Origin of the sequence: Micromonospora pallida, assembly GCF_900090325.1 — a bacterium.
Classification (GTDB): Bacteria; Actinomycetota; Actinomycetes; order Mycobacteriales; family Micromonosporaceae; genus Micromonospora; species Micromonospora pallida.
Map to the genome: position 1 here is coordinate 2570575 of NZ_FMHW01000002.1, position 25972 is coordinate 2596546.

General features: G+C 75.0%; 1 protein-coding gene and 1 pseudogene (1 of these 2 cut by a window edge). Both read right to left on the bottom strand.

All coding sequences use genetic code 11. The features are described 5' to 3' along the window. Positions 1-3127: the beginning of a type I polyketide synthase gene (locus GA0074692_RS10610; RefSeq protein WP_091642601.1), read on the bottom strand. The gene continues 26726 nt to the left of window position 1, outside the view; only the first 3127 of its 29853 coding nucleotides appear in the window; the start codon lies at positions 3125-3127; the stop codon falls past the left edge of the window. Between the two features lie 25 nt (positions 3128-3152). After that, positions 3153-25750, bottom strand: a pseudogene (locus GA0074692_RS10615) (type I polyketide synthase). Between the last annotated feature and the right edge of the window lie 222 nt (positions 25751-25972).

Consider the following 25972-nt stretch of genomic DNA (forward strand, 5'->3'; position numbering starts at 1 on the left):
CGGCCACCGCCCCCGCGAGCGCCTCGGCCCATTCCGTCACCAGAGCGTCGCCGGCCGGTTCCACCAGCAGCCAGCGGCCCGACGGGGTGACCGGCGCGGGGGCGGCAGTCCGCTTCCACACCACCCGGTACGACCAGCCGTCGACGACCGCGTCCCGCAGCCGCGCCCTGCGCCAGGACGACAGGACCGGCAGGGCCGGGGCCAGGACGTCCAGGGCCGCCGCGTCGAACTGCGCCGACAGGGCGGCCACGTCGGACCGCTCCACCGCGGACCAGAACTCGATGTCCACCACGTCCGGGCTGACCGGGCCGGTGACCGACACCGGCATCTGCTCGGGCCAGTAGCGCTGCCGCTGGAACGCGTACGTGGGCAGGGCGACCGGGGTCGCTCCAGCGCCGAAGTAGAGGGCCGGCCAGTCGACGGGCACCCCGTTGACGTGCAGCTCGGACAGGGCGGCGAGCAGGGCCCGCGCCTCGGGACGGTCGGCGCGCAGGACGGGCACCGCGATCACCGGCGTGTCGTCGTCGGCGTCAGCCGGCTCCTGCCCGCTCAACACGTCCCGGGTCATCGCGGTCAGTACGCTGCGCGGGCCGATCTCCAGGAACGTGTCCACGCCGGCGTTCCGCAGCGCGGCGACCCCGTCGGCGAAGCGGACGGCCTCCCGAACGTGGCGCACCCAGTAGTCGGGCGTGCGGATCTCCTCGGCGTCGACGAGCGCGCCGGTCAGGTTCGACACGATCGGCAACGAAGGCGCAGCGAAGGTGAGCCCGTCGAGGACGGCCCGGAACTCGTCGAGCATCGGCTCCATCAGCGGGCTGTGGAACGCGTGGCTGACCCGCAGCCGGCGCGTCCGCGCGCCCCGCTCCTGCCAGAGCCGCTCCACCTCGTCGAGGGCCTCGACGGCGCCGGAGACCACGACCGAGGTGGGCCCGTTCACCGCCGCGATGGCGACCCGGTCGGCCAGGGTGCCGATGGACTCGGCGACCACGGCCTCGTCCGCGGCCACCGCGAGCATGCCGCCCCCGGCCGGCAGCGCCTGCATGAGCCGGCCCCGCGCCGCGACCAGCGCGCACGCGTCGCCGAGGGACAGCACGCCGGCCACGTGCGCGGCGGCGATCTCGCCGATCGAGTGGCCGCCCACGAAGTCCGGCGCCACCCCGAACGACGACACCAGCCGGAACAGCGCCGCTTCGACCGCGAACAGGCCGGCCTGAGTGAAGCCGGTCTGATCAAGCAACTCCGCCTCGGCGGAACCCTCGGCGGCGAACAGCACCTCCCGCAGCGGGCGCGGAAGCAGCGGATCGAGCTGCGCGCACACCTCGTCGAGCGCGGTCGCGAAGACCGGGAACTCGGCGTACAGCTCCCGGCCCATGCCGGCGCGCTGCGCGCCCTGGCCGGAGAAGAGCACCGCGAGCGGACCCCGATCGGCCGCCTGCCCGGCGACCACCGCGCCGGACGGCTGCCCGGCGGCGAGGGCACGCAGGCCGGCCAGGAGGTCCTCGCGGTCGGTGGCGGTGAGCACCGCGCGGTGCTCCAGCGCGGAGCGCGACACCACCGACGACCAGCCGACGTCCACCGGCCGGAGGGTCTCGTCGGCGTCCAGCCACCGGGCCCAGCGGCCCGCCTGCGCGGTCAGCGCGGCCTCCGAGCGGGCGGACAGCAGCACGGGCACCACCGGCAGAGTGACGGCCGGGGCCGGACGGGAGTCGGTGTGGGTCGTGCCGTCGGTGTCGGAGGCGGGCGGCTCCTCCAGGATGGTGTGCGCGTTGGTGCCGGAGATGCCGAACGACGAGACCGCCGCCCGCCGGGGACGGTCGGTCGTCGGCCACGGCCGGGCCTCGGTCACCAGCGACACCTCGCCGGCCGACCAGTCCACCTTGGGCGTCGGCTCGTCCACGTGCAGGGTGGACGGGACGAGCCCGTGCCGCATCGCCATCACCATCTTGATCACGCCCGCCACGCCCGCGGCGGACTGGCTGTGACCGATGTTCGACTTGATCGAGCCGAGCAGCAGCGGCCGATCGGCGGGGCGGTCCTGCCCGTACGTGGCCAGCAGCGCCTGTGCCTCGATCGGGTCGCCGAGGACGGTGCCGGTGCCGTGCGCCTCGACGGCGTCCACGTCGGCCGTGGTCAGCCGCGCGTTCGCGAGGGCCTGCCGGATCACCCGCTGCTGGGCCGGCCCGTTCGGCGCGGTGAGGCCGTTGGACGCGCCGTCCTGGTTGACCGCGCTGCCCCGGATGACGGCGAGGACGGGGTGTCCCTTGCGCTGCGCGTCCGACAGCCGCTCCACGAGCAGGATGCCGACGCCCTCGGACCAGCCCGTGCCGTCGGCGGCGGCGGCGAACGACTTGCACCGGCCGTCGGGGGCGAGCCCCCGCTGCCGGGAGAATCCCACGAACGGGCTGGGGCTGGCCATGACGCACACGCCGCCGGCCAGGGCCAGGTCGAAGTCGCCCTGCCGCAGGGCCTGGCATGCCAGGTGCAGGGCCACCAGCGACGACGAGCAGGCGGTGTCGACCGTGACCGCCGGGCCCTCCAGGCCGAGGGCGTACGCGATCCGCCCGGAGACGACGCTGGTGGCGGTGCCCGTCAGCAGGTAGCCCTCGTCGGTGCCCTCGGCCTCGCTCTGCGGGCCCATCCCGTAGCCGTTGGCGGCGGTCCCGACGAAGACGCCGACCTTCTGCCCACGCATGGAGGCGGGCGCGATGCCGGCGTGCTCGAACGCCTCCCACGACGTCTCCAGCAGCAGCCGCTGCTGGGGGTCCATCGCCATGGCCTCGCGGGGCGAGATGCCGAAGAACTCGGCGTCGAAGTCGGCCGCGTCGTAGAGGAAGCCGCCCTCGCGGGTGGTGGAGCGGCCGGCCCGGTCGGCGTCCGGGTCGTACAGGTTGTCCAGGTCCCAGCCGCGGTCCGTCGGGAAGCCGCCGATCGCGTCGCCGCCGGAGGCCACCAGGTCCCAGAGCTGCTCGGGACTGGCGACGCCGCCCGGGTAGCGGCAGGACATCGCGACGATCGCGATCGGCTCCCGGGCGGCAGCGGTCAGCTGCTGGTTGAGCTGGCGGAGGCGGCCCGTCTCCTTGAGCGACGCGCGAAGCGCCTCGACGACCTTGTCTGCGGACGTAGACATCATGAGCTCCGTACTGAGGACACGGTCAGGAATCGGTTCCGTCAAGCGCCAGCCTGACGAGGGTGTCGGTGTCGAGCTCGTCGAGGTCCAGGACCTCGTCGGTGGACTCGCCACCGGCACCGCCGTCGGCGTCGGTGAGGTTGAGCAGCAGGTCCAGCAGCCCGGCCTCGCGGATGCGGGCCAGCGGGATCGTCGCGAGCGCCTGCCGGAGGGCCGCCTCCGCCGGGTCGCCGTCGTCCGCCTGCGCCGCCTCGGGCACCAGGCCGTCGAGCAGGTTCTCGGCGAGCACGGCCGGGTTCGGGTAGTCGAAGACGAGGGTCGCGGGCAGCGACAGGCCGGTGGCCCCGGTCAGCCGGTTGCGCAGCTCGACCGCCGTCAACGAGTCGAATCCGAGTTCCTTGAAGGCGCGCTGCGGCTTGACCCGGTCCGTGCCCGCGTGGCCGAGCACGGCGGAGGCGTGGGTACGGACCAGGTCGACCAGGTGCCGGACCCGCTCGGGGCGGGGCAGGGTGAGCAGGCGGTCCCGGAGGGCGTCGGCGACCCCGCCCGGCTGCTCCCCAGCGTTGACGTGGAGCGCCTCCCGGGCCTCGGCGATGTCGTCGAGCAGCGGTCGGGGGCGGGCCGAGGCGTACGCCGGGGCGAAGACCGTCCAGTCGACGTCCACCACGGTCAGCGCCGCCCGGGGCAGGCCGACGGCGTACCGCATGGCGTGCACGGCGTCGGCCGGTGCCATCGCGGTCAGGCCGCGCCGGGCCAGCAGCTGCTGGGCCTCGCCGGTGGCCATGCCGCCGTCGGCCCACGGCCCCCAGGCCACGGACGTCGCCGGCAGGCCCCGTCCGTGACGCTTCTCCGCCAGCGCGTCGAGGAACGCGTTGCCCGTGGCGTAGGCGGACTGCCCGCCGCTGCCCCACACCCCGGCGATGGAGGAGAACAGCACGAACGCGTCCAGCGGTCGGTCACCGAGCAGGGCGTCCAGGTGCAGCGCGCCGGCGACCTTGCCGTCGAGCACGCCGGCGAACGCGGCCAGGTCGGTGTCGGCGATCAGGCCGGACTCGCCGGCGCCCGCCGCGTGGACCACGGCCGTCAACGGCGTGGGGTCCTCGTCCAGCCGCGCCAGCAGTGCCGCCACCTGGTCGCGGTCGGCCACGTCGCAGGCGACGACCGACGCCCGGACACCCTGCGCGGTCAGCTCCTCGCGCAGTTCCACCGCCCCCGGGGCGCGCTCGCCCCGGCGGCTGGTCAGCACGACGTGCGCCGCGCCGCTGGCCGCCGCCCACCGGGCCACGTGGGCGCCCAGCGCACCGGTGCCGCCGGTGACGAGCACCGTGCCGGACGGTCGCCACCGCTCCGCCGTGTCGGGGGCGGCGGGTGCCGGGCGGACCAGGCGACGGACGAACACCCCGGAGGGTCGTACGGCCAACTGGTCCTCGTCGCCGGCCCCCGTGACCACCCGCGCCAGCCGGTCCCACGCCGTCGCGTCGACCTGGTCGGGCAGGTCCACCAGTCCACCCCACAGCTGGGGATGTTCCAGGCCCGCCACGAGCCCCAAGCCCCAGAGCCCGCTCTGGGCGACGCCATGCATCGTGTCCCCGTCGCCGGTGCTGACCGCGCCCTGGGTCAGGCACCACAGCCGGGTCGTCGCCCCGGTGTCGTGCAGGGCCTGGAGCAGCAGCAGCGTGGCGGCCGTCCCGACCGGCACGGCCGGATGGGCGGGGTGCGGCCGGTCGCGGAGGCCGAGCAGGGAGAGCACGCCGGTGACGGGCCCGTCGGCCAGCGCGTCGGCCAGGCGTCGGGCGAGGTCCGTCCGGTCGGTGCCGACCGGGTCGACGGTGAGCCGGACCACGTCGGCGCCGACCTCGGCGAGGGCCTTGGTGACCGCCTCCGTCCGGGTGCCGTCCGCCAGGTCGTCGTCCGCCGTCACGAGCAGCCACCTGCCGGGCCGCGCCGGGTCGGCGGTGATGTCGGTCCGCTTCCACCCGACCCGGTACGACCATCCGTCCACGACCGCCCGCCGGGTGCGCGCCCGGTGCCAGGTGGACAGGACCGGCAGGGCCGGGGTGAGGGCGTCCAGGGCCGCGCCATCGTCGCCGAACTGCGCGGCGAGGGCGGTCAGGTCGGCGCGTTCCACCGCGTCCCAGAAGTCGGCGTCGCCGCTGTGGGTCTGCCGTGGCCGGCCCGCCGGCTCGGGCCAGTACCGCTCCCGGTGGAAGGCGTACGTGGGCAGGTCCACCCGCCGTGCGCCCCTGTCGGCGAACCACGGCTGCCAGGTCACCGACACGCCGTGCACGTGCAGTTCGGCGAGGGCGTGCAGCAGCGCCTGCGTCTCGGGCCGATCCCGGCGCTGGACGGCGACGGCGAGCACGGCAGCGTCGTCGGGCAGGACGTCCGCCGCCATCGCGGTCAGCACGCTCTGCGGGCCGACCTCCAGGAACGTGTCCACCCCCGCCTCGCGCAACGCGGCGACCCCGTCGGCATGGCGCACCGCTTCGCGGACGTGCCGCACCCAGTACTCCGGGGTGCGGATCTCGTCCGCGTCGGCGAGCCCGCCGGTCACGTTCGACACCACCGGCAGCAACGGCACGGCAAAGGCCAACCCGTCGAGAACCGCACGGAACTCGTCGAGCATCGGCTCCATCAGCGGACTGTGGAACGCGTGACTCACCGCGAGCCGGCGGGTCCGCACACCCCGGTCCCGCCAGAGCCGCTCCACCTCCTCCAAGGCGTCGACGGCACCGGACACGACCACGGCGGCAGGCCCGTTGACCGCCGCGATGCCGACGCGATCGCCCAGGCCCGCGAGAGACTCCACCACCGCAGCCTCGTCCGCCGCCACCGCCAACATGCCGCCACCCGCCGGCAACGCCTGCATCAACCGGCCCCGCGCCGCGACGAGCGCGCACGCGTCCGCCAGGGACAGCACCCCGGCGACGTACGCGGCCGTGACCTCACCGATCGAGTGACCACCCACGACATCCGGAACGACCCCGAACGACTCCACCAGACGGAACAGCGCCACCTCGACCGCGAACAACCCGGCCTGGGTGAACACGGTCTGATCCAGCAACCCAGCCTCGGCGGAACCCTCGGCGGCGAACAGCACCTCCCGCAACGGACGCGGCAGCAACGGATCGATCTGAGCGCACACCTCGGCCAACGCGGCGGCGAACACCGGGAACTCGGCCGACAACTCCCGGCCCATCCCGGCGCGCTGCGCACCCTGACCCGAGAACAACAGCGCCAGTTGACCGCGTGCGACGGCGGAGCCGGTGACGACAGCCCCGGAGGACTCGCCCGACGCCACGGCCGCAAGACCCGCCAGCACCTCTTCCCGGCTCGCACCGGAAACGACCGCCCGGTGCTCCAACGCCGACCGCGACACCACCGACGACCACGCCACGTCCACCGCACGTCGCTGCCCGTCCGCCGACAGCCAGCGCGCCCACCTGCCCGCCTGGCTGGCCAGGGCCGCATCAGACCGAGCGGACAACAGCACCGGCACAACCGACGGCACGTCCCGAGCGACGATCTCGCCCTCGATCGCCTCCCCCGGCGGCTGCTCAATGATCACGTGAGCGTTCGTACCGGAAATCCCGAACGACGACACCGCCGCCCGACGCGGCCGGTCCACCCGCGGCCACGGGACAGGCTCGGTCGCAAGGGCCACCGCACCAGCCGTCCAGTCAATATGCGGAGACGGCTCGTCCACGTGCAACGTCGGCGGCACCACACCATGCCGCATCGCCATGACCACCTTGATCACACCGGCCACACCCGCCGCGGCCTGCGTGTGCCCGATGTTCGACTTCACCGACCCCAACCACAGCGGCCGGTCCTGCGGACGGTCCTGCCCATAGGTAGCCAGCACCGCCTGCGCCTCGATCGGATCACCCAACGTCGTACCCGTACCGTGCGCCTCGACCACATCGACGTCAGCTGTGGAGAGCCGCGCGTTCGCCAGCGCCTGGCGGATCACCCGCTGCTGCGACGGACCGTTCGGCGCCGTCAAACCATTCGACGCGCCGTCCTGGTTCACCGCCGTGCCACGCACCACGGCCAGGATGCGCCGGCCCTCGCGGCGCGCGTCGGACAGCCGCTGCACCAGCAACACACCGACACCCTCGGACCAGCCCGTGCCGTCCGCCGACGCCGCAAACGACCTGCACCGGCCGTCGGGCGACAACCCACGCTGACGCGAAAACTCGATGAACGTGCCGGGGGTGGCCATCACGGTCACGCCGCCGGCCAGTGCGAGGTCGCACTCACCGCTGCGCAGCGCCTGCACCGCCAGGTGCAGCGCCACCAGGCTGGACGAACACGCCGTGTCCACGGTGACCGCCGGCCCCTCCAAGCCGAACGTGTACGCCACCCGACCCGACAGCACGCTGCCCGACGTGCCGGTCCCGACGTAGCCCTCGACGTCGGGCGTCTCCATCAGCCGCGTCGCGTAGTCGTGGTAGATGACGCCCGCGAACACACCGGTCCGGCTGCCCCGCAGGCCCGCCGGGTCCAGGCCCGCCGACTCGAACGTCTCCCACGACGCCTCCAACAGCAGCCGGTGCTGCGGATCCATCGCGAGAGCCTCACGCGGCGAGATCCCGAAGAACCCGGAATCGAACTCCGCCGCCCCATACAGAAAACCACCATGCCGCGTGTACGACGTACCGCTGTGCTCCGGATCCGGATCGAACAGCGACTCCAGGTCCCAACCCCGGTCCGCCGGAAACTCTCCGATCCCCTCCCCGCCGGTGCTGACCAGCCTCCACAGCTCGTCGGGAGATTCCACCCCGCCCGGATAGCGGCAGGCCATGCCGACGATCGCGATCCGCTCGTCGGCGTCGCTGGCCGTCGGCTCGTCGGAGGCGACGGTGCCGGGCCGGTCACCGACGAGTTCCGCGTACACGTGGGCCGCCAGCACCTGCGGGGACGGGTAGTCGAACACCAGGGTCGAGGTGAGGCGCAGGCCGGTCGCGCCGTTGACCCGGTTGCGCAGCTCGACGGCGGTCAGCGAGTCGAAGCCCAGGTCACGGAACGCCCGGTCCGCCGGCACCGCCTCCGCGCCGCCATGCCCCAGCACCTGCGCCACCAAGCCCCGCACCAGCACGTCGACCTGGGCCCGGCCCTCGTCCTCGGTCAGCCCGGCGAGCCGGTCGGCCCATCCGCCACCGCCCTGCCCCGCCTGGCGGCGGGTCGTCGCCACGTCGACCAGGTTGCGCAGCATCGGCGGCACGACCGCGCCGACGGCCGCCGCCCGCAGCGCGGGCACGTCGATCACGGCCGGCACCAGCACGGCCCGCTCCGCCCCCACTGCGGTGTCGAACAGCTCCAGGCCGGTGCGGGCGTTCATCGGCCGGAGTCCGGCGCGCGCCGTCCGGGCCCGGTCGTTGCCGCCGATCGACGCCGCCATGCCGGCCGTGTCCCACATGCCCCACGCCAAGCTCACCGCCGGCAACCCAAGCTGCCGCCGCCACACCGCCAACCCATCCAGAAACGCATTACCCGCCGCATACGCCGACTGACCCGGCGAACCCAACACACCCGCCACCGACGAGAACACCACAAACAAATCAAGATCCAGAGACGCCGTCGCCTCGTGCAGGAACCAACCCGCCGACACCTTCGGCGCCAACACCCCCGCCAGACGCTCCGCACTCAGCCCCTCGACAACCCCGTCCTCCAGCACACCGGCCGTGTGCACCACGCCCGCCAACCGGCCCGCCGCAGCAACCTCACCAACCAGGCCGAACACCTGATCCCGGTCCGTCACGTCACACGCCACCACCCGCACAGCGGCGCCCAACCCGGTCAACCGCTCCGACAACTCGCCCGCACCCGCAGCCGACGGTCCCCGCCGCGACACCAACACCAGCGACCGCACACCCCACGAGCTGACCAGGTGCTCCGCCACCAACGCACCCAACGCACCCGTACCACCGGTCACCAGCACCGTGCCGTCACCCACCACGGGACCGTCCGAAGACGCCGGGGCGACCGCACGCACCAGCCGGGGCACGAACACCGCGCCGGAGCGGACGACCAGCTGGCCGCCGGCCGGGTCCGCGGCGAACCGGGCCAGGGTGCCCAGCACGCCGGGGCTCACCGCGTCGTCGACGTCGGCCAGGACGATGCGGCCCGGGTGCTCCGACTGCGCCGACCGCAGCAGACCCCACACCGCCGCAGCGGCCAGGTCGGTCACCCGGTCCTCGTCCCCGACGGCCACCGCGCCCCGGGTCACCACCACCAGCCGCGAATCCGCCAACGCGTCCGCCGCCAGCCAGGACTGCACCAGGCCCAGCACGTCGGACGTCACCGTGCGTACGGCCTCCGCCGGGTCGGCCTCGTCGGCGTTCGATGCGGCCGGCGTGAACAGCAGCAGACGCGGCGGCGCGATGCCGGCGTCGATCGCGGCCCGCAGCTGCCTGATCGTCTCGGCGGAGGGGCCGCCGGGAACGCCCGGCAGGGCCGGCCCGCCCAGCACCGCCCAGCCCGACACGTCGTCGACCGGTTCGGCCTCCTCGGCCTGCCAGGCCACCTCGAACAGCGAGCGGGACGCTGCGCTCGCGGCGGCCACGCCGGTCAGCTCCCGCAGGACGAGGGAGTCCACCGACACCACCGGCGCGCCCGCCTCGTCGTACGCCGCCAGCCGCACCCCGGAACCATTGCGGGTCAACCGCACCCGCAGCACCCCGGCACCCGAGGCATACACCTGCACACCCTCGAACACGAACGGCACCCGCGGCCCACCCGACTCCACCGAACCGGGCAGCAACCCGATCGGATGCAGGGCCGCATCCAACAGCGCCGGATGCACCCCGAACCCGGCGGCCCCCGTCGCGGCGTCGTCCGGCAGGACCACCTCGGCGAACACGCCACCACCACCGGCCCACACCCGACGCAGCCCCCGGAACACCGGCCCGTACGCCAGGCCATGCTCCGCCAGCATCGGATACCAGCCCGCCAGGTCCACCTCAGACGCGCCAGGCGGCGGCCAGGCGGCCATCCGCGGCTCGTCGGCCAACGCCGGCTCCAGCACGCCCTCCGCGTGCCGGGTCCAGCCCGCCTCGGGGTCGTCGTCGGGGCGGGAGTAGACGGCGACGGGGCGCTGCGGCGACTCCGACGCGGACACCCGCACCTGGATCCGTACGGAGCCGGACTCGGGGAGCACCAGCGGCACCAGCACCGTCAGGTCGCGCAGCCGGGGCAGGTCCACCTCGTCGCCGGCGCGTACGGCCAGCTCGACCAGCGCCGTACCCGGGACCAGCGTCACGCCGGAGACCACGTGGTCTGCCAGCCAGGGGTGCGTGGTCAGGGAGATCCGGCCGGTCAGCACGACCTCGTCGTCCCCGGCCAGGTCCACCGCCGCGCCGAGCAGCCCGTGCCCCGCCACGCCGAGGCCGGCGCCGCTGACGTCACCGGCCCGCAGCCGGCCCAGGGCCGGCCAGAAGCGCTGCCGCTGGAACGGGTACGTCGGCAGGTCGACCGGGCGGGTCGCGCCCGGCAGGAGGGCGGTCCAGGTGACCGGCACGCCGTACACGTGCAGCTCCGCCAGCGCGTGGACCAGCGACACCGGTTCGGGCCGCCCCGGGCGGAGGGTCGCCACGACCGCCGCTGACGGCGCGGCGCCGTCGTCCGGCAGGCAGGCGCCCACCATGCCGGCGAGCACCGCGTCGGGACCGAGTTCGAGGAACGTACGGACGTTGCGCTCGCGGAGGCTCGCGACCCCGTCGGCGAACCGGACCGTCTCCCGGACGTGCCGGACCCAGTAGTCGGGGGTGCCGATCTCGTCGGGGTCCGCGACCTGTCCGGTCAGGTTGGACACGATCGGCAGGACGGGCCAGTGGAACGTCAGTCCGTCGAGCACCTGCCGGAACTCGGCCAGCATCGGCTCCATCAGCGGGCTGTGGAACGCGTGGCTGACGGTCAGCCGACGGGTGCGGACGCCCCGCTCCCGCCAGGTCAGCTCCAGCCCGTCGAGCGCCTCGACGTCCCCGCTGACCACCACGGCGGTCGGGGCGTTCACCGCCGCGACGCCGATCCGGTCGGTGAGGCCCGCGATCGACTCGGCCACCGCGTCCTCGGCGGCGGCCACGGCCAGCATGCCGCCACCGGCGGGCAGGGCCTGCATCAACCGGCCGCGCGCCGCGACCAGCGCGCACGCGTCGGCCAGGCTGAACAGGCCGGCGACGTGGGCGGCGGCGATCTCGCCGATGGAGTGCCCGGCCACCAGGTCCGGCACCACTCCGAACGACTCGACCAGCCGGAACAGCGCGACCTCGACGGCGAACAACCCCGCCTGGGTGAACACCGTCTGGTCCAGGAGGTCCGCCTCGGCCGTACCCGCCTCAGCGAACAGCACCTCACGCAACGCACGCGGCAGCAGCGGATCGAGCTGTCCGCACACGTCGTCCAGTGCGGCGGCGAAGACCGGGAAAGCCGCGTACAACTCGCGACCCATGCCGGCACGCTGCGCGCCCTGACCCGAGAAGAGGACGGCGGTCCGCCCGGCCCGGGCGACCCCCCGCACGACGGCGGCCGAGGGCTCGTCGTCGGCCAGCGCGCCGAGGGCGGCGAGCAGTCCGTCGCGGTCGCCGGGCAGCAGCACGGCGCGGTGTTCGAAGGCGGTCCGGCCGGTGGCGAGCGCCCGGCCGACGTCGGCGACGGTCAGGTCCGGCTCGTCGTCGACCAGGGTCCGCAGTCGGCGCGCCTGCGCGCGCAGGGCGGCGTCGTCGCGGGCCGAGAGGACGCAGGCGACAAGGCCGCCCGGAACGGTGGTGGCGGGCGGTGCGGGCTGCGCCGAGGCGGACTCCGGGGCCTGCTCGATGATCGTGTGCGCGTTGGTGCCGCTGATGCCGAACGACGACACCGCCGCGCGGCGGGGCCGGTCCCCGGCCGGCCACGGCCGCGCCTCGGTGAGCAGGGCGACCGACCCGGTCGTCCAGTCGATGTGCGGGGACGGCTTCTCGGCGTGCAGGGTCGGCGGCAGCATGCCGTGCCGCATCGCCAGCACCATCTTGATCACGCCGGCGACGCCGGCCGCCGCCTGGGCGTGGCCGATGTTCGACTTCACCGACCCCAACCACAGCGGCCGGTCCTGCGGCCGGCCCTGCCCGTACGTGGCCAGCAGCGCCTGCGCCTCGATCGGGTCGCCCAGGGCGGTGCCGGTGCCGTGCGCCTCGACGGCGTCCACGTCGGTCGTGGCGAGCCGGGCGTTGGCGAGGGCCTGCCGGATCACCCGCTGCTGGGCGGGGCCGTTCGGCGCGGTCAGGCCGCTGCTGGCGCCGTCCTGGTTGATCGCGCTGCCGCGCACGACGGCGAGGACGCGGTGGCCGTTGCGTTGCGCGTCGGAGAGGCGCTCCAGCAGGAGCATGCCGACGCCTTCGGCGAAGCCGGTGCCGTCGGCGCCCGCGCCGAACGCCTTGCACCGCCCGTCGGGCGACAGGCCGCGCTGCCGGGAGAACTCGGTGAGCATGCCGGGGGTGGACATGACGCTCACCCCGCCGGCGAGCGCGAGCCGGCACTCGTCCTGCCGCAGCGCCTGGGTGGCCAGGTGCACCGCCACCAGCGACGACGAGCAGGCGGTGTCGACGGTGACGGCGGGACCCTCGAGACCGAACAGGTACGAAATCCGGCCCGAGGCGACGCTGCCGGCGCTGCCGTTGCCGACGTGGCCGCCCAGTTCGTCGTCGGTGCCGGCGGCCTGGGAGGCGTAGTCGTGGTAGATGAGCCCGACGTAGACGCCGGTGCTGCTGCCCCGCGCCGTGTGGGGATCGATCCCGGCCCGTTCGAATGCCTCCCAGGACGTCTCCAGCAGCAGCCGCTGCTGCGGGTCCATGGCGAGGGCCTCGCGGGGGGAGATCCCGAAGAAGGCGGCGTCGAACTGTGCGGCGTCGTGGAGGAAACCGCCCTGGCGCGGTACGGAGGTGTCGTCCTCGCCGCCGGCGCGCAGGTCGTCCAGGTTCCAGCCCCGGTCGGTGGGGAAGGGCGAGATGACGTCGGCGCCAGCGGTGACCACGTCCCAGAGCTGCTCGGGGGTCTGCACGTCGCCGGGGAACCGGCAGGCCATGCCGATGATGGCGATCGGCTCGTCGAGGGCGGCGGCGGTGCCGACCGCGGCGGGCCGGTCCACGGCCGCCGCGCCGCCGAGTTCCTTGTCGAGGAACTCGGCGAGCACCGCCGGGGTGGGGTAGTCGAACGCCACGGTCGCGGGCAGCCGCAACCCGGTCGCGGCGGAAAGCCGGTTGCGCAGTTCCACCGAGGTGAGCGAGTCGAAGCCCAGTTCCTTGAAGGCGCGCTGGGCGTCGACGCTCTCCGCCGAGCGGTGCCCGAGCACGGCCGCCACGCTGGCGGCCACCAGGTCGAGCAGGTGCCCGCGCCGCTCCGCCGGGCTGAGCATCGCCAGCCGGTCCCGCACCGACGCGGTGTCCGCCAAGCCGCGGCCCACCGCGCGCCGGACCGGGCCGGTGGTCCGGACCACGTCACGCAGCAGGCTGGGCACGCTCTGGCCGGTCGGCCGCGATGCCGCCGGCGGCAGGTTCATGAGGACGAGGTGCGCGTTGCCGCGCTGCCGCGCCAGCTCGTAGAGCGCCACGCCCTGCCGGTCGGTCAGCGGGGCGCTGGTGGCGCGGATCGCCTTGCGGTGTTCGGTGCCGCTCAGGTGGGCCGTCATGGCGCTGCTGGTGGCCCACATGCCCCAGGCGAGGCTGGTGGCGGGCAGGCCCTGCTGGTGGCGGTGCCGGGCGAGGGCGTCGAGGAACGCGTTGGCCGCCGCGTAGTTGCCCTGCCCCGGAGAGCCGAGGGTGGCCGCCACCGAGGAGAACAGCACGAACGCGGACAGGTCCAGGTGCCGGGTGGCCTCGTGCAGCGCCCAGCCGGCGTCCACCTTCGGCGCCAGCACCGTACGGAGGGCCTGCTCGTCGAGCGAGCCGATGGTCGCGTCGGCGATCACCCCGGCGGTGTGAATCACCGCAGTCAGCGGGTGCGCCGGTTCCACCAGTTCCAGCAGCCGGGTCACCTGCGCGGGGTCGGCCACGTCGGCGGTGCCGACGGTGACCCGGGCGCCCGCGCGGGTCAGCTCCTCGACCAGGTCCCGGTACCGCTCCGGGCCGCGCCGGGAGGCCAGCAGCAGGTGCCGCGCCTGGCCGGTGGTGACGAGGTGCCGGGCGAATACGCCGGCGAGGGCGCCGCCGGCGCCGGTGATCAGCACAGTGCCGTCCGGGTCGGCGGGCGCGGGCACCCGCAGGACGACCTTGCCGATGTGCCGGGCCTGGCTGATGTGCCGCAGCGCCTGCCGGGCCTGCCGCACGTCCCACGCCCGCACGGGCAGCGGCCGCAGCGCGCCCTGTTGGAAGAGGGCGAGGACCTCGGTGAGCATCTCGCCGATGCGCCGGTGTCCGGCCTCGTTCAGGTCGAACGCCCGGTACGTCACGCCCGGGTGGTCGGCGGCGACCATGCCCGGGTCGCGCAGGTCGGCCTTGCCCATCTCCACAAACCGGCCACCACGCGGCAGCAGCCGCAACGACGCGTCGACGAACTCCCCCGCCAACGCGTCCAACACCACGTCCACCCCGGCACCACCAGTCACCAAGGAGAAGGACCGCTCGAACTCGGTCGTACGCGACGACGCGATCCGCTCCTCAGCCACCCCCAGCCCACGCAACACGCCCCACTTACCGGGGCTGGCCGTGGCGTACACCGTCGCGCCCCAATGCCGGGCGAGCTGGATCGCGGCCATACCGACACCGCCCGCGCCGTTGTGGATCAGCACCGACTCGCCGGCCCGCAGACCGGCCAGGTCACGCAGGGCGTAGTACGCCGTCAGGAAGACCACCGGCACGGACGCGGCCTGCGCGAAGGACCAGCCGGCGGGGATCTTCGCGACGAGGTCGCGGGTGGCGATCACCTCGGGGGCGAAGGCGGGCTCGAACATGCCGAGCACCCGGTCGCCGGGCGCCAGGTCGGTCACGCCGGGGCCGACCTCGACCACCACGCCCGCGCCCTCGCTGCCCATCACCGCCGCCGGATCCGGATACATCCCCAGGCCGATCAGCACGTCCCGGAAGTTGACCCCCGCCGCGCGCACGGCGATGCGCACCTGACCCGCGTCCAGAGCCACGGCCGAGGCGGGCACCATGCCGATGCCGTCCAGGGTGCCGGGGCTCACCGCCCCGACCCGCCACAGTCCGGCCGGCGGAACGAGTTCCTCGGCGGCCGGGCCGGCGGGCCGGCCCAGGCGGGGGGTACGCACCTCGTCGCCGCGTACGGCCACCTGGCCGCCGGTCGTCGACGGATCCTCGGCCACGGCGGCCAGCAGGGCGAGGGTGGCCGGGGTGAGTTCGCCGTCGACGTCGGCGAGGACGATCCGTCCCGGGTGCTCGGACTGCGCGGAGCGCAGCAGGCCCCAGACCGCCGCGCCGGGCAGGTCCCGCAACACGTCGGCCGGGGTGGCGACCACGGCGCCGCGGGTCAGCACCACCAACGGCGTGTCGGCCAGGGCCTCGCTGTCCAGCCAGGACCGCACCACGGCCAGCACCCGGGCGGTGACCGCACGGACGAGGTGGGACAGGTCGCCCTCCGGCGTACCGGCGTGCACCGGGAGGACCAGCGCGCGGGGCGCCTCGGCCGACCCGGCCGAGACCGCCGCCGTCAACTCCTCGACGGTCGGGAACACCGGCATGGCCAGGCCCTCCGGCGGGTTCCCGTCGCCGAGCAGCGCCCAGCCGGAGACGTCCCGCGCCGGGGTGACCGGCTCAGGCTGCCACGTCACCTCGAACAGCGACCGCTCCGCGGTCTCCGCACCGGCGGCATCGGTCATCTCCCGCAGGGCGAGCGACTCCACGGACACCACCGGCGCGCCGGACTCGTCGCCGGCCACCAGCCGCACGCGCGAGCCTGCTCGGATCAGCCGCACCCGCAGCGTCCTGGCGCCGGACGCATGCACCTGCACGCCCTCGAACACGAACGGCACGCGCGGTCCGCCGGACCGCTCGGTCAGCAGCAGCCCGACGGGGTGCAGCGCGGCGTCCAGCAGTGCCGGGTGCACGGCGAAGCTGGCGGCGTCGGTGGCCGCCTCGTCCGGCAGGGCGACCTCGGCGTACGCCTCTTCGCCGGCGGTCCACAGTCGGCGCAGGCCCCGGAACGCCGGCCCGTAAGCCAGGCCGCGCTCCGCCAGCGCCGGGTACCAGCCGGCGAGGTCCACCTCGGTTGCCCCGGCCGGCGGCCAGGGGCCCACGGCCGGCTCGTCGGCGGCCTGTTCCAGCAGTCCGTCGGCGTGCCGCATCCACGCGGCGTCCGGGTCGCCGTCGGGCTGCGAGTGCACCGCCACGGGCCGAGCGCCGGAACCGTCGGCCGTGCCGACGCGCACCTGCACGCGGACCGCGCCCGTCGCCGGCAGCACCAGCGGCGCGGCGATGGTCAGTTCGCGCACCCGCGACGCGCCCACCTCGTCGCCGCCGCGCACCGCGAGTTCGACCAGGGCGGTGCCCGGCAGAACCACCGCGCCTCCGACCACGTGGTCCGCCAGCCAGGGGTGCGTCGACACCGACAGCCGGCCGGTCAGCACCACCTCGTCGTCACCCGCGAGCCGCACCGCCGCACCGAGCAGCCCGTGCCCCGCCACGCCCAGGCCAGCGCCCGACACGTCGCCGGTCGCCGACCGGTCGACCGCCGGCCAGAAGCGGTCCCGCTGGAAGGCGTACGTGGGCAGGTCGACGGGGGCGGCGCCGCAGCCGGCGAACACCCTCGCCCAGTCCACCGGCACACCGGCGACGTGCAGGTCGCCGACGTTGGCCAGCAGCTGACGCGGCCCGTGCTCGTCGCGGCGCAGCGAACCCGCGACCACGCCCGCGTCGCCGGCGCCGGCGGCCCGGTCGAGCGCGTCCTGGACGGCCACCTTCAGCACGGGGTGCGGGCTGACCTCGACGAAGACCCGGAAGCCCCCGTCGACCAGCCGGTCCACCACGGGCCCGAGCCGGACCGGTTCCCGCAGGTTGCGGTACCAGTACTCCGCGTCGAGCTCGGCGGTGTCGACGAGCTCGCCGGTGACGGTGGAGTGGAAGGCCACCGTGGTGGACCGCGGCTCGACCGTGCCGAGCCCGGCCATCACCTCGTCGCGGACCGCGTCGACGTGGCCGCAGTGCGACGCGTAGTCGACGGCGACCTGCCGGGCCCGGATGTCCCGCTCGGCGCAGTGCGCGAGCAGCGCGGTGACCGACGCCGAGTCGCCGGAGACCACGGTCACGGCGGCGCCGTTGACGGCGGCGACGGAGAGACTTCCCTGCCACGGCGCGATCAGCTGCTCGGTGTCGGCGGCCGAGAGCGGGACGGAGACCATGCCGCCCAGGCCCACGATCGCCAGCAGGCCGCGGCTACGCGCCACGACGAGCCGCACCGCGTCCGCGAGGGTCAGCGCGCCGGCGACGCAGGCCGCGGCGATCTCGCCCTGCGAGTGCCCGACGACGGCGGCCGGCTCGACGCCGCACGACCGCCAGAGCTGCGCGAGGGACACCATGACGGAGAAGAGCACGGGCTGGACCACGTCGACCCGGTCCAGCGGTGGCGCGCCGGGCGCCTCCCGGAGCACGTCCTCCAGGGACCAGTCCACGTGGCGGGACAGCTCGTCCGCGCACTGCCGCATCCGCTGCGCGAAGACCGGGGAGGTGTCCAGCAGGTCCAACGCCATGCCCGCCCACTGCGAGCCCTGGCCCGGGAAGACGAAGACGACCTTCGGCGTCGCGTCGGTGCCGGTCGGCGCGTCGGCGGCGGCGGCGAGCGCGGACAGGCGGGCGATCGCGTCGTCCCGGCCGCCGGCCACGGCGACCACTCGGTACGCGAGGTGGGCCCGCCGGGTGGCCAGGGAGAACCCGAGGTCGCTCAGGTCCAGGTCGGCGTCGGCGGCGAGGCGCTCGCCGAGGCGGGTGGCCTGCTCGCGCAGGGCGCGGGGGCTGCGGCCGGACACCAGCAGCGGCACGGCGGCGGGCCCGACCAGGCCGGGCAGGTCCTCCGCCGGCGGGGGCGTCGCCGGGACGTCCTCGTCCGGCACCTGTTCGATGATGGTGTGCGCATTGGTGCCGCTGATGCCGAACGACGACACCGCCGCGCGGCGGGGCCGGTCCCCGGCCGGCCACGGCCGCGCCTCGGTGAGCAGGGCGACCGCCCCGGCGCTCCAGTCGACGTGTGGCGACGGCTCGTCCACGTGCAGGGTGGGCGGCAGCATTCCGTGCCGCATCGCCAGCACCATCTTGATCACACCGGCGACGCCCGCCGCTGCCTGGGCGTGGCCGATGTTCGACTTGATCGACCCGAGCCAGAGCGGCTCCCCGCCGTTGCGGTCCTGCCCGTAGGTGGCCAGCAGTGCCTGGGCCTCGATCGGGTCGCCGAGGACGGTGCCGGTGCCGTGCGCCTCGACGGCGTCCACGTCGGCCGTGGTCAGCCGGGCGTTGGCGAGCGCCTGCCGGATCACCCGCTGCTGCGCCGGCCCGTTCGGGGCGGTCAGCCCGTTGGACGCGCCGTCCTGGTTGATCGCGGATCCGCGCACGACGGCGAGGACGCGGTGGCCGTTGCGCCGGGCGTCGGAGAGACGCTCCACCAGCAGCATCCCCACGCCCTCGGACCAGCCGGTGCCGTCCGCGGCGGTGGCGAACGCCTTGCACCGCCCGTCCGGGGCCAGCCCGCCCTGGCGGGAAAACTCGGAGAACATGCCGGGCTGCGCCATCAGCGCCACCCCGCCGGCCAGGGCCAGGTCGCACTCCCCACCGCGCAGCGCCTGGGCGGCGAGGTGCAGCGCGACCAGGGACGAGGAGCAGGCGGTGTCGACGGTGACCGCCGGGCCTTCGAGGCCGAACGTGTAGGCGACCCGCCCGGAGGTGACGCTGCCCGCCGTCCCGGTCAGCAGATGCCCCTCGAGGCCGTCCAGGTCGTCCCGGCCGCTGCTGGCGTAGCCGGAGGAGGCGGCTCCGACGAAGACGCCCGTGGCGGTGCCGGTGACCGCGGTGGGGTCGATGCCGGCGTACTCGAAGCTCTCCCAGGCGGTCTCCAGCAGGAGCCGCTGCTGCGGGTCCATGGCGAGGGCCTCGCGCGGGCTGATGTTGAAGAAGCCGGCGTCGAAGTCGGCCGCGTCGTAGAGGAAACCGCCCTGGTCGGTGACGGTGCCGCCGGCCTGGTCGCCGTCCGTGCCGTACAGCCGGTCGAGGTCCCAGCCCCGGTCGCTGGGGAACCCGCCGATCGCGTCGGACCCGGAGGTGACGAGCTGCCACAGCTGCTCGGGGTGGCGACACCGCCCGGGTAGCGGCAGGCCATGCCGATGATGGCGATCGGTTCGTCGGCGTCGGCGGTGACGACGGTACGCACGGTCGGGCCGGTGCCGGTGGCGTGGCCGAGCTGCTGGAACAGGTGGTCGGCCAGTCGGGCCGGGGTGGGGTGGTCGAAGGCCAGCGTCGCGGACAGCCGCAGCCCGGTCGCCGCGCCCAGCCGGTTGCGCAGTTCCACCGAGGTCAGCGAGTCGAAGCCGAGGTCCTTGAAGGCCCGGGCTGCGGGGACCGCCTGCGCCGAGGAGTGGCCCAGCACGGTCGCGGCCTGGCCGCAGACCAGGTCGACCAGCGCCTGGCGGGCGTCCGCCTCGGACAGGCCGCCGAGCCGGTCCCGCCAGGACGCCCCGGCGGTCGGCTGGTCGGCGGCCGTGCGGCGCCGTCCGGTGCCGCGCAGCAGGTGCCGCATCAGCGGCGGCACGTGGCTCGCCTCGCCGGTGACCTGGAGCCGGGCCGCGACGACGACCGACGAGACTGCCGGCAGGGCGGCGTCGAGGAGCTCGGCGCCCTCGGCCGGTGAGAGGCCGTTCATCCCGACCCGCCGCAGCCGCTGCTGGTCGTCCCCGTCGAGGTGCGCGGTCATCGCGCTGGCGGTGGCCCACATGCCCCAGGCGAGGCTGGTGGCGGGCAGGCCCTGCTGGTGGCGGTGCCGGGCGAGGGCGTCGAGGAACGCGTTGGCCGCCGCGTAGTTGCCCTGCCCCGGAGAGCCGAGGGTGGCCGCCACCGAGGAGAACAGCACGAACGCGGACAGGTCCAGGTGCCGGGTGGCCTCGTGCAGCGCCCAGCCGGCGTCCACCTTCGGCGCCAGCACCGTACGGAGGGCCGGCTCGTCGAGCGAGCCGATGGTCGCGTCGGCGAGGATCCCGGCGGTGTGGATCACCGCGGTCAGCGGGTGCGCCGGGTCGACCCCGGCGATCAGCTCGGCGACCTGCGCGGGGTCGCTGACATCGACCGCCACGGCGGTGACGTCGGCGCCTGCGTCGGTCAGGTCCCGGACCAGGGTGGCGTAGTCGTCACCACCGGCCCGGTCGGGGTGGCGGCGGGAGGCCAGCAGCAGGTGCCGCGCCTGGCCGGTGGTGACGAGGTGCCGGGCGACCACGCCGGCCAGGGTCCCGGCTGCGCCGGTGACCAGCACGGTGCCCTCGGGGTCCACCGGGGCGGGGATGCGGAGCACCACCTTGCCGACGTGCCGGGCCTGGCTGACGTACCGCAGCGCCTGCCGGGCCTGCCGCACGTCCCACGCCCGCACGGGCAGCGGCCGCAGCGCACCCTGCGCGAACAGCGCCAGGATCTCGGCCAGCATCTCGCCGATCCGGGTGCTGCCCGCCTCGTTCAGGTCGAACGCGCGGTACGTCACGCCCGGGTGGTCGGCGGCGACCATGCCCGGGTCGCGCAGGTCGGCCTTGCCCATCTCCACAAACCGGCCACCACGCGGCAGCAGCCGCAACGACGCGTCAACGAACTCCCCCGCCAACGCGTCCAACACCACGTCCACCCCGGCACCACCAGTCACCAAGGAGAAGGACCGCTCGAACTCGGTCGTACGCGACGACGCGATCCGCTCCTCAGCCACCCCCAGCCCACGCAACACGCCCCACTTACCGGGGCTGGCCGTGGCGTACACCGTCGCGCCCCAATGCCGGGCGAGCTGGATCGCGGCCATACCGACGCCACCCGCACCATTGTGGATCAACACCGACTCGCCGGCCCGCAGACCGGCCAGGTCACGCAGCGCGTAGTACGCCGTCAGGAAGACCACCGGCACGGACGCGGCCTGCGCGAAGGACCAACCGGCGGGCATCTTCGCAATGCGCTCCCGCGCGGCGACCGCCTGCGGGCCGAACCCGTACTCGAACATGCCGAGCACCCGGTCGCCGGGCGCCAGGTCGGTCACGCCGGGGCCGACCTCGACCACCACGCCCGCGCCCTCGCTGCCCATCACCGCCGCCGGATCCGGATACATCCCCAGGCCGATCAGCACGTCCCGGAAGTTGACCCCCGCCGCGCGCACGGCGATGCGCACCTGACCCGCGTCCAGAGCCACGGCCGAGGCGGGCACCATGCCGATGCCGTCCAGGGTGCCCGGGGCGACGGCGGCCAGGTGCCACGGCCCGGTCGCCGGCGGCGTCAGCTCATCGCCCGCCGGCCGCACCAGCCTCGGCACGAGGGTCCGGTCGCCGCGCAGGGCGAGCTGCCCGCCGGAGACCGACGGGTCGACCGCCGCCCCGGCCAGCACGGCGAGGACGGTCCGGTCCAGCTCGCCGTCGACGTCGGCGAGGACGATCCGTCCCGGGTGCTCGGACTGCGCGGAGCGCAGCAGGCCCCAGACCGCCGCGCCGGCCAGGTCGGTGACCTGGTCGTCGTCCCCGGCGGCCACCGCGCCCCGGGTCACCACAACCAGCTTCGCGTCCGCCACCTCGTCGGCGGCGAGCCAGGACCGCAGCACCCCCAGGACGCCGGTGGTGACCGCCCGCACGGCGTCCGGCACGGCGATGCCGGGGTCGCCGGCCGGCACCGCCAGCAGCACCTGCCGGGCCGGGTGGTCGCTCGCCGCCAGCGCCGCCACATCGGCGTGGACCGGCAGCTCCGGCAGCGCGGCCGGGGCCGACCGGCCCAGCACCGCCCACCCCGGGAGGTCGTCGACTCCGACGACGCGGTCGGCCTGCCACGCCACGTCGAACAGCGACCGGGCGGCGGCGCCGTGCGACGTCACCGCGGTCATCTCCCGCAGCACCAGGGAGTCGATCGACACCACCGGCGTGCCCGCGCCGTCGCAGGCGACCAGCCGCACCCCGGAACCGTCGCGGGTCAGCCGCACCCGCAGTGCCCGGGCGCCCGAGGCGTGCACCTGCACGCCCTCGAACGCGAACGGCACCCGCGGCCCGCCCGACGACTCCCCGGCGAACAGCAGCGCCACCGGGTGCAGCGCGGCGTCCAGCAGTGCCGGGTGCACCCCGAACGCGCTGCTCTCGTCGGCCGTCTCGTCGGGCAACGCCACCTCGGCGTACACCTCGCCGTCGGTCGACCAGACCCGCCGCACGCCCTGGAACACGGGCCCGTACGACAGGCCGTGCTCCGCCAGCCTCGGGTACCACCCGGCCAGGTCCACCTCGGTCGCGTCCGCCGGCGGCCACGCCCCGACGGTCGGCTCGTCGGCCGACGTCGGCTCCAGCACACCGTCGGCGTGCCGCACCCACTCGGTGTCGCCGTCCTCCTCGGGCTGGGAGTGGACGGCGACCGACCGGGCGCCGGAGTCGTCGGCCGCGCCGACGCGCACCTGCACGCGGACCGCGCCGGACGCCGGCAGCACCAGCGGCGCGGCGACGGTCAGCTCGCCGACCCGGGACGCGCCCACCTCGTCGCCGGCACGTACGGCCAACTCCACCAGCGCCGTGCCCGGCACCACCACGTCGCCGGACACGACGTGGTCCGTCAGCCACGGGTGCGTCGACGCCGACAGCCGGCCGGTCAGCACCACCTCGTCGTCACCGGCGAGCCGCACCGCCGCACCGAGCAGCGGATGCCCCGCCACGCCCAGGCCGGCGCCCGACACGTCGCCGACCCGCCACGGCACCACCGTGGGCCAGAACCGCTCCCGCTGGAAGGCGTACGTGGGCAGCTCGACCCGCCGCGCGCCGGTGTCGGCGAACCACTGCTGCCAGGTCACCGGAAGTCCGTGCACGTGCAGCTCGGCCAGCGCCGCCAGGAGCGCCTGCGCCTCCGGCCGGTCCCGGCGCTGGGCGGCGACGGCCAGCACGTCGTCGTCGGGCAGGATGTCCGCCGCCATCGCGGTCAGCACGCTCTGCGGGCCGATCTCCAGGAACGTGTCCACCCCGGCGTCCCGCAGGGCCCCGATCCCGTCGGCGTAGCGCACCGCCTCCCGGACGTGCCGCACCCAGTACTCCGGGGTGCGGATCTCCTCGGCGTCGGCGAGCGCCCCGGTCAGGTTCGACACGATCGGCAGCGCGGGTGCGGCGAAGGCCAACCGCTCGACGAGGCCACGGAAGCGCTCCAGGACCGGCTGCATCAGCGGGCTGTGGAACGCGTGACTCACCGTCAACCGGCGGGTACGCACACCCCGGTCCCGCCAGACCCGCTCCACCTCGTCCAGCGCCTCGACGGCGCCGGACACGACCACGGAGGTCGGCCCGTTCACCGCGGCGATGCCGACCCGGTCGGTCAGGCCGGCGATGGACTCCGCCACCGCCGCCTCGTCCGCCCCGACGGCGAGCATCCCGCCGCCGGCCGGCAGTGCCTGCATCAACCGGCCCCGCGCCGCCACCAGCAGACAGGCGTCCTGGAGGGACAGCACCCCGGCCACGTGCGCCGCAGCGATCTCGCCGATCGAGTGCCCGCCCACGAAGTCAGGCACGACGCCGAACGACTCGACGAGGCGGAACAGCGCCACCTCGACGGCGAACAGCCCGGCCTGGGTGAACGCCGTCTGGTCCAGCAGTTCCGCCTCGGCGGAGCCCTCATCCGCGAACAGCACCTCACGCAACGGGCGCGGCAGCACCCGGTCCAGATGCCCGCACGCCTCGTCCAGGGCGGCGGCGAAGACGGGGAACGTCCCGTACAGCTCCCGGCCCATGCCGGCGCGCTGCGCGCCCTGGCCCGAGAAGAGCACCGCCAGCGGACCCCGGTTCCCGGCCTGGCCCGTGGCCACCGTGCCCGACGGCTCTCCCGCCGCCAGGGCCCCCAGGCCCGCCAGCAGACTCGCGCGGTCCTCGGCGAGCACCACCGCACGTCGGTCGAGCGTCGACCGGGACACCACCGACGACCAGGCCACGTCGAGCGGGCGCGGCTCCTCGTCGTCGCCCAGCCAACGGGCCAGTCGGTCGGCCTGCGCCGACAACGCAGCCGGCTGCGCGGCGGAGAGCAGCACCGGCGCGACGGCGGGGCGGCGGGACGGGGTGGCCTCGTCGTCGGCCGGGTCGAGAGCCGGGGCCTGCTCCAGGATCAGGTGGGCGTTCGTGCCACTCATGCCGAAGGACGACACGGCGGCCCTGCGGACGTGGTCGCCGCCCGTCCACGGGCGCGCCTCGTCCAGCAGGGACACGGCCCCCGTCGACCAGTCGATGTGCGGGGACGGCTGGGCCACGTGCAGGGTGGGCGGCAGCACACCGTGCCGCATCGCCATCACCATCTTGATGACGCCGCCGGCACCGGCCGCGGCCTGCGGGTGACCGATGTTCGACTTCAGCGACCCCAGCCACAGCGGCCGGTCGGCGGGCCGTCCCTGCCCGTACGTGGCCAGCAACGCCTGCGCCTCGATCGGGTCGCCGAGCCGGGTGCCCGTGCCGTGCCCCTCGACCACGTCCACGTCGGACGGGCTGAGCCGGGCGTTCTCCAGCGCCTGCCGGATAACCCGCTGTTGGGAGGGACCGTTGGGGGCGGTCAGGCCGCTGCTGGCGCCGTCCTGGTTCACGGCGCTGCCCCGGATCACCGCCAGGACGGGGTGACCGTTGCGCTGGGCGTCGGACAGCTTCTCGACGAGCAGCATGGCGACGCCCTCGGACCAGCCGGTCCCGTCGGCGTCGGCGGAGAATGCCTTGCACCGGCCGTCGGAGGCGAGCCCCCGCTGGCGGGAGAACTCGACGAAGGCGCCGGGCGTGGCCAGGATGGTGACGCCGCCGGCCAGGGCGAGGGAGCACTCGCCGTCGCGCAGGGCCTGACCGGCGAGGTGCAGGGCGACCAGCGACGAGGAGCAGGCGGTGTCGATGGTGACGGCCGGCCCCTCCAGCCCGAAGGAGTACGCCAGCCGGCCGGACATGACGCTCGCGGCCGTGCCGGTGAGGACGTAGCCCTCCGTGCCCTCGGGCAGTTGCCGCAGCACCGACGTGTAGTCCTGCCCCGCGGTGCCGACGAACACCCCGGTACGGCTGCCCCGCACCGACGTGGCGTCGATACCGGCCCGCTCGAAGACCTCCCAGGTCACCTCGAGCAGGAGCCGCTGCTGCGGGTCCATGGCCAGCGCCTCGCGCGGCGAGATCCCGAACAGGGTCGGGTCGAACAGGCCGGCGTCCCGCAGGAAGCCGCCCCGGTTGCTGTAGGTCGTGCCGGGGTGGTCGGGGTCGGGGTCGTAGAGCCCGTCGAGGTCCCAGCCCCGGTCGTCGGGGAACGTGCCGGTGGCGTCCACGCCGCCCGCGACCAGGTCCCAGAGGTCCTCCGGTGAGGCGACCCCGCCGGGGAAGCGGCAGGCCATGCCGACGATCGCGATCGGCTCGGCATCCTCGTTCTCCAGCTCGGTCAGGCGCCGGCGCGCCAGGCGGAGCTCGGAGGTCACCCACTTCAGGTGCTCGAGGAGCTTGTCTTCGTCCGCCATGACCCACCCGCCCAGAGCTTGCTATCGATCGGAATCTGCCGATTCGTTGACCACACCACCGCCGACAGACCGGCTTCGCGCACAGGTGGGTGGAGACATGGCCGTTCGGCTCATGAACCCGACACCTGCTCCGAATTCCGGTTGTCGTGCCTGCTCAGGCGCCCGCCACGCCGGACCGTCCCGCCGACACATGCCCGCCACCGTGACTGGACGGTACTGAGC